Here is an 11360-nt window from a genome sequence, read left to right as displayed (position 1 = left end):
GTGCAGACCAGAACGTCAATTTCGTTGTCCAACAGCTGCTGCCATACCGAGGAAATCTGTTCTTCGGTCATCTTGCCGTGGGCAATGCCTACCCGGGCGCCGGGAACCAGTTTGCCAATGCGGGTGGCACATTCGTTGATGTTGTCCACCCGGTTATGCAGGTAGTAGACCTGTCCGCCCCGGGCCAGTTCCTTGCGAATGGCTTCCGCCACAATGCCCTCGTCGTATTCCAGAACGTAGGTTTCCACGGGCTGGCGCTCAAAAGGCGGTTGTTCAATGGTGCTCATATCACGGATGCCGGACAGGGCCATATTCAGGGTGCGGGGGATGGGGGTGGCCGACAGGGTCAGCATATCCACGCCGATGAAGGCTTCTTTGAGTTTTTCTTTGTGTTTGACGCCAAACCGCTGCTCCTCATCGATGATGACCAGCCCCAGATCGTGGAACTTTACATCGTCCGAAAGCAGGCGATGAGTGCCCACGACGATATCCACAGTGCCGTCCTTCAGGCCGCGCAGCGTTTCCTTCTGTTCCTTGTTGCTGCGGTAGCGGGAGAGCAGCCCGATGCGGATGGGATAGGCTTCCATACGGGCGATGGCGGTGTTGAAGTGCTGCCAGGCCAGAATAGTGGTGGGGGCCAGAATGGCACACTGCTTGCCGCCCATCACACATTTAAAGGCGGCGCGCAAAGCCACTTCGGTCTTTCCCACACCCACGTCGCCGCAAAGCAGCCGGTCCATGGGCCAGGGCTGTTCCATATCGTGTTTGATGTCTGCGGCACAAGTCAGCTGGTCAGGCGTTTCATCGTAGGCAAAGCGCTGCTCAAAATCCCCCTGCCAGGTATCATCGGCGGGGAAGGCGTAGCCCTTGGCCTGTTTGCGGCGGGCATACAACTCAATCAGCTCTTTGGCCATGGCTTCTGTGGCAGCCTTGACCCGTTTGCGAGTCTTGGCCCAGTCACTTCCGCCCAGGCGGCTCAGCTTTACGTTGTCGCGGTCCCCCGGTGCGGTATAACGGGAGAGCAGGTCCAGCTGTGTGACCGGTACATACAGAACATCTTTCTTGTCGTACTCGATTCGCAGGTAGTCCTTGGTCACGCCCTGTACGGCCATCCGCTGAATGCCCGCATAGCGGCCGATACCGTGATTCTGGTGCACGACCAGGTCCCCGGGCGAAATCTCGCTCAGGCTGTTCAAAGCGTCTTTGTTTCGCTTTTTCTTCTTCTGGGCGCTGCTTACGCCAAAGGCACGGGCCGTAAAGACTGCGTATTTAGCAAAAGGCAGACTGCACCCGGCGGAGAGCTGCCCGGGCAGAATCTGCACAAGACCGGCGGCAGGGGATACCTCTCCGTCGGTAGTGACGTTCAGCCCTTTCACACGCAGGTCGGCGGCCAGACCGGCGGCGGCACGGGGCGTGCCGGCCATAACGGTGACACAGGCCCCGCCATCGCAAAGGGGCTGCAGGTCTTCCAGCAGGTTGGCCACTTCACCGCTCCAGGCAGGCAGCGAGTGAGCCGGGGCGTTGATGATTGCCTTCAGTGCCAGGTCCGGCATACTGCGGGCAAAGTTTTCGGCGCAGATGGTGGGATTGTGAGCGGGCAGCGTCCACAGCCAGGACGGATCGGCATACAGGGCGTTCAGCCCGGCAGCCAGAATACCATCGTTGAGCAGGGTGGTCAATTCCTCGCCGCGGCGGTAGGCCGTGGCACGCTGCGCTTCCCGGATCGAAGCGGGTTCTTCCAGTATCAGCAGCGGGTCATCGAAGTAATCCAGCAGGGTGGCCGGTTGCGGGTAACGCACTGCCAGGAATTTATCCAGGTTGACCGGTGTGGCACCGCCGTCCAGCTGTGCCAGTTCGGAAGCCATGCAGGCTTCCAGCGCAGTGCGCTTTTTGCCGCGCTGCTTTTTCAAAAAGGCGCGCAGCAGGGCCGCCGCATCGGCGGGGGCGCCGAACAGCACTTCCCGCGCAGGGCTTACATATATTTTTTCAATGGGATCTTCCCGCCGCTGGGTGGTCAGATCAAAGGTGTGCATGGTGTCGATTTCGTCGCCCCAGAACTCCATACGCACGGGCTGCTTCATATCGGGGGCAAACAAGTCTACAATGTCGCCGCGGATGGAAAACTGACCGGGACCGTCTACCTGGGTGCGGCGGGTATAGCCGGCGCTGTACAGCAGGGCGGTCAGTTCGGCGCGGGGCAGGGAATCCCCCGGGTGCAGGGTACGGGTGTTGGCGCAAAAATCCTGCTTGGGGGTGGTGTACTGGCTCAACCCTTCTTCCGAAACACAGACCGCCTGCAAACGGCCGCCCACCAGGTCGCCAAGCACGCTCAAACGGCGGTATTCGTACTCGCGGGCAGTGCCTTCGATGGGGCGCAGAACATAGTCCCGGGCAGGGAACACCGCCGCAGCAATGCCCAGGGTGTTCAGGTCGGAAGCAAAACGGGTTGCCTCTGCCTCACCGGGGGTTACAATGCACAAAGGGCGGTTCAGCTGCCGCGACAGGGCAGCGTACACCAGGGCACGGCCGGAACCCGGCAGCCCAAATAAGGCGCATGCCCCCGGATCGGAGAGCGCATGCGCCAGTTTTTCGTATTCCTTGGTTTGTGTAAAACGTGAATCAAACAGCATCATGATACTTGTAATCAGGCAATCCGTTCCAGGCCCCAATAACCCCATTGCCACAGGGTCTCGGTGCCGTCCGGCGTTACAATGAACAATTGATCTTTGTCGTGCAGGGCCCAACGGGCCACCTCCGGCCGCAATCGACTGGACATCCATTGCGGCACGGGGGTGCCGTTTTGCCAATTGTAAATAAAAATGTGCTGGCTCCAACCGGTATCGTTGCGCGAAACCCAAAATGGTTTGCTGGGGCCGTAGTTTCCGCGCCGCCAGGTAAGCAGCAACAACTCGGTTTCGCCGTCACGGTCCAGGTCGCAGGTCAGAAAATCCTGAACATGCAGCCCGGTATCGCTTTGCCACAGCTGCATGCCTTCTTCTTCCACAGAAAAGCGGTTCTGCTGCAGGGTCAGCATCAGGTTGTGTCCCGGCAGGGTCAAAGCGTCACTGCGGGATTGTCCACTAGGCAAAAACACACCCCGGTACCACAGCAGGGTCAGCGATAAGCCGATCATCATGGCGGCGTACAGCAGCCGGGCAACCAAGCGCCGCATCAGTAGTTGTACAGCCTGGAAAGAGTGTAAGAACCCGTCCAGTCGGCGGGGGCGGCGGGGTTATCCCAGTTATATGTTCCGTCCTCTCCCGGGGCCAATCCCAATTCGGCCCACCACTGCTGGTCAGTCATACGTGCGTCCATCGGCTGCTTGAACTGATAGAAACCGAATACAGTACCTTTGGCAATGCGGGGAGAACCGTCCACGCTGACCAGCACATAAATGGTATGGACCGAGGTGCCGGTCTGCAGAACTTCCCCGTTGGGGTCGGTGGCAATGTCAGCCACAAGGGCAGCGGGTTTGCTTTCGGGAGAAATAAAGGTTTCGTCACCGGTGGCTACCGCCTCCGTCCAGAAATGTTCCAGCTGCCCGCCGTAGCTGCGGATCAGTTCGAACTCTTCATCGGTAGGCAGTTCGTTGCGCAGTTCCTTTTCGGCAATGACCATCAGGCGGTTGTTCAGCTCGGCCAGCTTGTCCAGGTTTTCCCGGGAAGCATCATCCAGCAGGCCCAAGGCATCCAGGCCTTCGGAAGTGGCCTGGGTCAGAGCGGCCAGACGTCCAAAGACAACCGGCTCGGTTTCGACCCAGCCGCGGTCATCCGCCTCTTCTATACCGCCGCCGCCCATTTCGGCATAAACCTGTTTGCTGTACAGCGCGGTGTCATGTTTCAGTTCGGTCCAGCTGCCCAGGAAGGTTGCCAGCGACTTGGTGCGCCAGGCTTCGGTTTGCATATACTGGGGCCAGCCTTCTCCGCGGGTTTCGGTCAGGGGGCGCAGCGTGTTCAGCCAGGCAGAATAAAGACTGGCATTCCAGACGGCATCTGTGGCTTCGGCAAGCTTGGTGCGCATCTTGTCCATCTGCTCGTCATAGTTGGGGTAATCGGTATCCCCCTGACTGTGCAGAAGGTCCAGTGCGGTTTCGGAACCGAAAGCGGCCGGAACGTCCAGGGCGTCGGGCAGCATACGCTGGCTGCCGTTGTCTGCTTTCTCTACGTTGCGGTATACCAGGTTCTGCAGTACGTCAGCGTCCAGGGTGTAACGCTGGCCCATAAAACGGTAACCGGCGGTAGCTTCATCCCGGTCTTCCCATTCGTAAATGGGCATGGAATTGATAGCGGCAGGCTGCAAAGTGGAGAGAGAATCGGTATATGCCTGCCAGGCTGCAGTGTCGCCGGGCAGGGCGCTTACCTGTACATCGGTACCGTAAGCGGCCTCCACCAAAGGCATGGTATCGCTGTAGGTGGCGTCATCGCTGGCACCGGCAAAAAAGCTGGTTACCTTGTAGATGCGCTCCCAGTTTTCCGCCGAGTTGCTGTCCCGCAGGGCCAGATTGATCAGCAGGGAACTGCGGGTCTCATCCTCGTCAGACTGCAGGAAAGCCAGCCGACCATACCACATCATGGCTTTGAAATAACGGGTCAGGTCCTCGCTGTCGGTGTAGTAACTGCGGGGAATGTACTGGGTATAATCTTCGTTATGGGTGGAGTTGGATGCTCCCATGGCCATGACAGGAGATACCGAAATACCGGAAGCAGCCTCGATCAGGGCCAGCTCTTCGGCGGCAGCCTGGGGAATCGACGAGTCAGTGGCCACAGTGGGGTCCAGCAGGGCGGCGGCAACCGTAAAGTAGGCTACGTTGCGGTTGGCGGCGTTTTCCCAGTCGGTGCCCGCAAGGGCTTGGGCCTGGGCTTTGCTCTGATCCAGCATGGCGGAGGTCAGTTCCTGCAAAAGCGGCAGCAGGTGCTCCTGCTCGACTTTTTTCTGCAAATACAGGAAGTAGAGATGATAGGTGTGCAATGCGGAATCAACGGTGACGAAATTGGGAGTATAGCTGTAGCGGTTCATTTCGTACAGAGAGAAAAACTCAGAGGTGTTGGAACCATCCACCACAAAACCGTTGTCCAGCAGTTTTTGCTTGGCTTCGTCGCTCCAGAAACTGGTGATGTCCGCGTTGAGCACGTTGGAAAAATCCGGGTTCACGGTGAATTCCGGCACGGCAGGGGAGAGGCTTTCATCATACAGGATGGGCAGCTTCTGCAAAAGGCGGACAGGGTCGGCCGCCGGTGCCGCCGTAGCGGAGGGCTGTGCGGCGGTATCTTCTGAAGCGGCGGAGGAGTCGGAGGAGGAGACAGTTTCGGACACAGCAGAGGTCGGCGTGGTCTGACAGCCGACACAGGTGGCCAGCAATGCAGCGGATAACAGCAGGGATGGGATTCGCTTTTTCATCGGGAACCTCCTCTTTTTATTCAGTTGTAGCAGGAAATCTTTGCGCGGGAACTCTTTTCGGTTTGAACATTAAGAAGCAGCGTTCAGGTACTCCTTGGCCAGCCAGCCGTAGGTGCCTTCATACTGGACGACGACCCAGGTTTCATCGGCGTTGGTGCCCAGGGCGGTAACAGCCGTACCGGCAGGAATCTGTCCGACCTTGTCAAAATCGGTGCTGGGACCGGCACGCAGATTCATGTTGGAATCAGGCGTTACGGTAAAGCCGGGCTGCTCGCCTTCCGCGTAAACGGTGGTGGGCTGCTCGCTCAGACCGTCAAAGTTCACAGGGGTGGGTTCCGGCGTCGGCTCCGGAGTGGGCTCGGCAACAGATTCCGCCCCCTCTTCGGGAACGGCTTCGCCCTCGCCGGAAGGATCGGTGGAAGCGGCAGAATCGGACGCGGGTTCGCTGACGGAATCCGATGCACTGGTGGAATCAGAAGTGCTTCCGCTGTTGCCGTCAAACGTACCGTTCAGCAAAAGAACGCTGAACACGATGGTAATGATCAGCACAAGGGCACACAGCAGCAGACGGATCAACGCTTTTTTACGAAGAGAGCTCATGGGTCTATCTCCTTTAACGGTTAAATTTGTTCTGTGCATACTGCAAATTGTCATCCATCAACAGTTTGCAGGCTTGTTCAATGTCGTCGTAACGGTCAGTCATTGCTTTACGGTCTTCGGGGGGTAACTTGCCCAGCACCCAGGCGGCCAGATCGTACTGCGGATTGGGCTTGGCGCCGATTCCGATGCGGATACGGTAAAATTCTTCCGTTCCCAGGCTGGCAATGATGCTTTTCAGCCCGTTGTGACCGCCTGCGGAACCATGGGGACGGATGCGCAGATGTCCCGGCTGCTGGGTGATATCATCGCACAGCACGATGATGTGATTGGCCGGGATCTTATAAAAGTTGGCGGCAGGGGCAATGCTTTGACCGCTCAGGTTCATGTAGGTAAGGGGTTTCAACAGAACCACCTTGTGGTCGCCTACCTGTGTGGTGCCGTACAGGCCCTGCCATTTGCTTTTGTTCAGGGAACACTGCCACTGGGCTGCCAGGTAATCCAATGCTTCAAAACCGGCATTGTGGCGGGTGTTGTCATATTTAGGCTCGGGGTTGCCCAGACCGGCAATCAGCCAGTCGGCACCCGAGGTGGTTTGAAAAAGACTCATATAATCCTATGAACACTCCTTGCTGTTTTCTGGGCGGCAAAAGGTCATCCTACGGTGACAACGCGGCTGCCGAAGGGCAGCAGGGCCAGCCGTGCAATTTTGAAAAACTGCAGCCCGAAGGGAATGCCGATGATGGTGATGCACAAAATGCAGCCCCACGCCGCATGGGCAATGGCCAACGGCAGACCGGAGACCAACAGCCAGATGATGTTGAGCAGTACAGACGGGGCACCGCCGGCAAAAATGATCTCTTTGCCGAAGGGGAACAGGCTCAGCGATGCAAATTTGAAACACTGGAGCCCCACCGGGATGCCTACGATGGTGATGCACCACAGCAGACCGGCCAAAGCCCAGCTCAATGCGCTGACCAGACCGCCCAGCAGGCACCACAACAGGTTTCCGAGAAGCTTCATAAACAATCCTTTCGTTTGGGTAAAGTTACAGGGAGTGCAGCCGCCCCTGCAGAATCAATTGCGCTTTGGGAAAATCGGCTTTTTTTACAAAAATCTGGTACTCCATGCTGCGGGCGGGATTCTCGCCCAAAGCGTAAAAAGTACCGGTGCGCTGGGTGGCGCTGCCGAAATGGATGGTACGGGTACGGCAGGGGATACCCTCCTTTTGCAGTGCCTGTACGGTGGTGCCGTATTGTACCGCATCAAAGGTGCAAACCAGTTCCTGCCAACCCAGCAGCATCAAAAAGATAGAGAACACAAGCCATCAGCCCTTTCTCTTGTCGGCCTCCAGTTTCTGCTTTTTGGCAATGTACTTTTCCAGCTTATGTTCGCCCCAGGCGGGAACGTTGGCCTGCTTGGCACGTTCGATGCCCAGTGCCCCGGCGGGAACATCGTGGCCGATGGTGGAACCGGCGGCCGTGAAGGCGTGGTCACCCACCGTGACCGGGGCCACCAGGTTGGTGTTGCAGCCAATAAATGCGTAATCACCGATGGTGGTATGGAACTTGCCTTCACCGTCGTAGTTGCAGGTGACGGTACCGCAGCCGAAGTTGCAGTACTTGCCCACCGTAGCATCTCCGATGTAGGTCAGGTGGCTGACGGTGTTGCCTTCGGCGAAGTCGGCATTCTTGGTTTCCACATAAGCGCCCAGGTGGCAGCCTTCGGCGGTCTTGGTGCCGGGGCGCACATGGGTGAACGGACCAATCTTGTTGTTGGGGCCGATGTGGCTCTGGTAACACTGGCTGGCGTTGATGGTGGAACCTTCTTCCACAACGGTATCCTCCAGCAGTGTGTTGGGACCGATCACACAGTTTGCACCGATCACGGTCTTGCCGCGCAGGATGCAGCCCGGCAGGATGGTGGCGCCGGGGGCGATTTCCACCTCCGGATCAATGTATACCTCACGGCTGATGAATTCCACACCGTTGGCCAGATGGCGTTCAAAAGCGGCGGCAAAGCGCTGCTGTGCCATTTCGAAATTTTCTTTAGCGGTAGACATAAGACTCCCCCTCACTAATAAATACCTTAATGATATAGCTATTGTACCCCAAGGGAAAAGTTTTCGCAACCAGAAAAAAGAAGGAACGGGCAAAAATCCCTTAAATACAAAAAAGCGAAAAGTGTGGAACAAATTCCGAACTTTCCGCCCAGTATATTTTACACGAATTTTGTGCAAAATGCAATACCTTGGGGAGAAAAGTTTGGTGGTTTTTCGGCGAAACTATTGAGCATTTTTTTAACAATCCACTAGAAATTCGATTTGGGGTCTGTTATAATGGACTATGCAAACACGAACGTTGTGATGCAAAACACGTTACCGTTTTTGGGAGGTTAGTATGAGCAAGAAATTCTTGTACCTGTTCAAAGAGGGCCATGAAGCCTTCGGCGGCGACCAGACCACCATGAAGAACATTCTGGGTGGCAAGGGCGCCGGCCTGGCCGAGATGACCCACGCCGGCATGCCGGTTCCGCAGGGCTTCACCATCACCACTGAGGCCTGCACCCAGTATTATGCAGACAACCGCGAGATCAACGATGAGATCAAGGCGGATATCTTCAAGTACATGGGCATCCTGGAGGAGCAGACCGGTAAGACCTTCGGCTCCGTTGAAAACCCGCTGCTGGTTTCCGTCCGTTCCGGTGCCCGTCAGTCCATGCCCGGCATGATGGATACCATCCTCAACCTGGGCCTGAACGACCAGGCTGTTGAGGGTCTGGCCAAGAAGACCGACAACCCCCGCTTTGCTTATGACTGCTACCGTCGCTTCATCCAGATGTACTCTGATGTTGTTATGGAGCTGGGCAAGAGCTTCTTCGAAGAGCGCATCGACGCTATGAAGGAGCGCAAGGGTGTTACTCAGGACGTTGACCTGACCGCTGACGATCTGAAGGAACTGGTTAAAGAGTTCAAGCAGATCTACCGCGAGAAGCAGGGCAGCGAGTTCCCGCAGGACCCCAAAGAGCAGCTGATCGGCGCCGTCAAGGCTGTTTTCCGTTCTTGGGACAACCCCCGCGCCAACGTTTATCGTAAGATGAACGAGATCCCCTACGAGTGGGGCACTGCTGTTAACGTTCAGCAGATGGCATTCGGCAACTCCGGCATGCGTTCCGGCACCGGCGTTGCGTTCACCCGTAACCCCGCTACCGGCGAGAAGAAGCTGATGGGCGAATACCTCATCAACGCTCAGGGCGAAGACGTCGTTGCCGGTATCCGCACTCCTTCTCCCATCAGCAAGCTGCATGAGGAGATGCCCGAGGTTTACGATCAGTTCGTTGAGATCGCTACCCGCCTCGAGAACTACTACAAAGATATGCAGGACATGGAGTTCACCATCGAGGATGGCAAGCTCTTCATGCTGCAGACCCGTAACGGCAAGCGTACCGCTCAGGCTGCTCTGCAGATCGCCTGCGACCTGGTGGACGAAGGTGTGATCAGCGAGCAGACCGCTGTGCTGCGCGTTGAGCCCAAGCAGCTGGACACCCTGCTGCACCCGCAGTTTGACGCTGCCGCTCTGAAGGCTGCCGAAGCTATCGGCAAGGGCCTGGCTGCTTCTCCGGGATCTGCCTGCGGCCGTGTTGTCTTCTCTGCTGAGGACGCCGAAGAGAAGGTTAAGGACGAAGCCTGGGCCAAGGTTGTTCTGGTTCGTCTCGAAACCAGCCCCGAAGATATCGTTGGTATGCAGGTTTCTCAGGGCATCCTGACCGTCCGTGGCGGTATGACCAGCCACGCCGCCGTTGTCGCTCGTGGCATGGGCACCTGCTGTGTTTCCGGCTGCGGCAACGACAACAATGTCACCATCGACTACGAGGGCAAGACCATCACCATCAACGGTCATGTCTTCCATGAGGGCGACTGGATGAGCATTGACGGTTCTACCGGCAACATCTACGAAGGCCAGATCGCTACTGTGGCTTCCACCGAGAACGCCAACTTCAAGCGCTTCATGGGCTGGGCTGACGCTGCCCGTCAGATGAAGGTCCTGACCAACGCTGATAACCCGCGCGACGCTCAGAACGCCGTTGATATGGGTGCTGAAGGCATCGGTCTGTGCCGTACCGAGCACATGTTCTTCGCTGAGGACCGCATCAAGGCTGTCCGTGAGATGATCTGCGCCCGTACTGTTGAGGAGCGCAAGGCTGCTCTGGCCAAGGTCGAGCCCTATCAGGAGGCCGACTTCACCGCTATGTACCGCATCATGGGCGACCGTCCGATGACCATCCGTTACCTGGATCCGCCGCTGCATGAGTTCCTGCCCACCAAGCCCGAGGAAATCGAAGCTCTGGCCAAGGACATGGGCATGACCACCGAAGAGCTGAACAACGTTGTTGTCAGCCTGCACGAGTTCAACCCCATGATGGGTCACCGTGGCTGCCGTCTGGCCGTTACCTATCCGGAAATCGCCGAGATGCAGACCAACGCCGTTATCAAGGCTGCCCTGAAGGTCAGCGCCGAGACCGGCAAGATGATCACCCCGCACATCATGATTCCTCTGGTGGGCGAGGTCAAGGAACTCAAGTACGTCAAGGACGTGGTTGTCAAGACCGCCGACAAGCTCATTGCTGATGCTGGCGTTGACATGAAGTACGAAGTTGGTACCATGATCGAGATTCCGCGCGCTGCTCTGACCGCCGGTGAGATTGCCAAGGAAGCTGACTTCTTCAGCTTCGGCACCAACGACCTGACTCAGATGACCTTTGGCTTCAGCCGTGACGACGCTGCCAAGTTCCTGACCGCTTACTACGATACCAAGATCTACGAGAGCGATCCGTTCCAGCATCTGGATCAGATTGGTGTTGGCAAGCTGGTCAAGATGGCTGCTCATGACGGCCGCGAGACCAACCCCAACCTGGGTCTGGGCATCTGCGGTGAGCACGGTGGTGACCCCTCCAGCGTCGAGTTCTGCCACAACGTTGGCCTGGACTACGTCAGCTGCTCTCCCTTCCGTGTGCCTATCGCTCGTCTGGCTGCTGCTCAGGCCGCTATCAAGAATCCTCGCAAGTAATTACGTTGGACTCTTGGAGCTCACGCTCAGCTTAGAGGATGCGCAAGCATTCCAAAAAACGCATAACAGCGTGATAAAGCCAAGCCGATGGCGTGATATCGACTTGGAGATCTACCTGTAATACGCCAATCCCCCTGCTACTGATTTCAGTTGCAGGGGGATTTTTTATGCCTACTTTTTGTTCAAAAGGCGATTTTGGGCCCGGAAAATCTGGATTTTCTGAAAATGTACCCGGTTTTTCGTATACATTTTTGGGCACAAAACGCCTCTTGCAAGCCTTATTTTTACCAAGAAAGGAAG

10 protein-coding genes are annotated in these 11360 nt (G+C 57.1%); 1 reads left to right on the top strand and 9 read right to left on the bottom strand.

The window, feature by feature from the left end; all coding sequences use genetic code 11:
- The 8 genes from H6B10_RS08635 to H6B10_RS08600 form a co-directional block, all read right to left on the bottom strand.
- On the bottom strand, positions 1–2633 hold a 2633-nt coding region (locus tag H6B10_RS08635), incomplete at its 3' end, for a transcription-repair coupling factor (RefSeq protein ID WP_204651225.1).
- Between the two features lie 11 nt (positions 2634–2644).
- A complete protein-coding gene (locus H6B10_RS08630) occupies positions 2645–3172 on the bottom strand; it encodes a hypothetical protein (protein WP_204651224.1) in 528 nt (175 codons plus the stop codon).
- Positions 3172–5397 carry a DUF3160 domain-containing protein gene (locus tag H6B10_RS08625; RefSeq protein ID WP_204651223.1) on the bottom strand — a complete coding sequence of 742 codons (2226 nt, stop codon included), beginning with the start codon at positions 5395–5397 and terminating at the stop codon, positions 3172–3174. Before H6B10_RS08625 ends, H6B10_RS08630 begins: the two co-directional genes overlap by 1 nt.
- A 69-nt stretch (positions 5398–5466) precedes the next feature.
- On the bottom strand, positions 5467–5997 hold the full coding sequence (locus tag H6B10_RS08620; protein WP_204651222.1) for an SH3 domain-containing protein: 531 nt from the start codon (positions 5995–5997) through the stop codon (positions 5467–5469).
- Between the two features lie 13 nt (positions 5998–6010).
- Entirely contained in the window at positions 6011–6604 is a 594-nt protein-coding gene (gene pth / locus H6B10_RS08615; protein WP_204651221.1) for an aminoacyl-tRNA hydrolase, read from the bottom strand.
- A 44-nt stretch (positions 6605–6648) separates the two neighbouring features.
- Complete coding sequence (locus tag H6B10_RS08610) at positions 6649–7017, bottom strand: YccF domain-containing protein (protein WP_204651220.1); 369 nt, start codon at positions 7015–7017, stop codon at positions 6649–6651.
- A 25-nt stretch (positions 7018–7042) separates the two neighbouring features.
- Positions 7043–7315: a hypothetical protein gene (locus H6B10_RS08605; RefSeq protein ID WP_204651219.1), complete on the bottom strand. Its 273-nt coding sequence runs from the start codon at positions 7313–7315 to the stop codon at positions 7043–7045.
- 6 nt (positions 7316–7321) lie between these two features.
- The gene (locus H6B10_RS08600) at positions 7322–8056 is read right to left on the bottom strand and encodes a UDP-N-acetylglucosamine diphosphorylase (protein WP_204651218.1); all 735 of its coding nucleotides are present in this window, start codon (positions 8054–8056) and stop codon (positions 7322–7324) included.
- 337 nt (positions 8057–8393) lie between these two features.
- Here H6B10_RS08600 and ppdK point away from each other — a divergent pair, with 337 nt between their 5' ends.
- On the top strand, positions 8394–11060 hold the full coding sequence (gene ppdK, locus H6B10_RS08595; protein ID WP_204651217.1) for a pyruvate, phosphate dikinase: 2667 nt from the start codon (positions 8394–8396) through the stop codon (positions 11058–11060).
- A 31-nt stretch (positions 11061–11091) separates the two neighbouring features.
- On the opposite strand, the gene H6B10_RS08590 is transcribed toward ppdK, so the two are convergent.
- Positions 11092–11360: hypothetical protein (locus tag H6B10_RS08590; RefSeq protein WP_204651216.1), on the bottom strand; the 269-nt coding region annotated here is incomplete at its 5' end.

Origin of the sequence: Gemmiger formicilis (assembly GCF_016901605.1) — a bacterium.
Taxonomy (GTDB): Bacteria; Bacillota; Clostridia; order Oscillospirales; family Ruminococcaceae; genus Gemmiger; species Gemmiger formicilis_B.
This window is presented reverse-complemented; position numbering and strand designations above follow the sequence as displayed.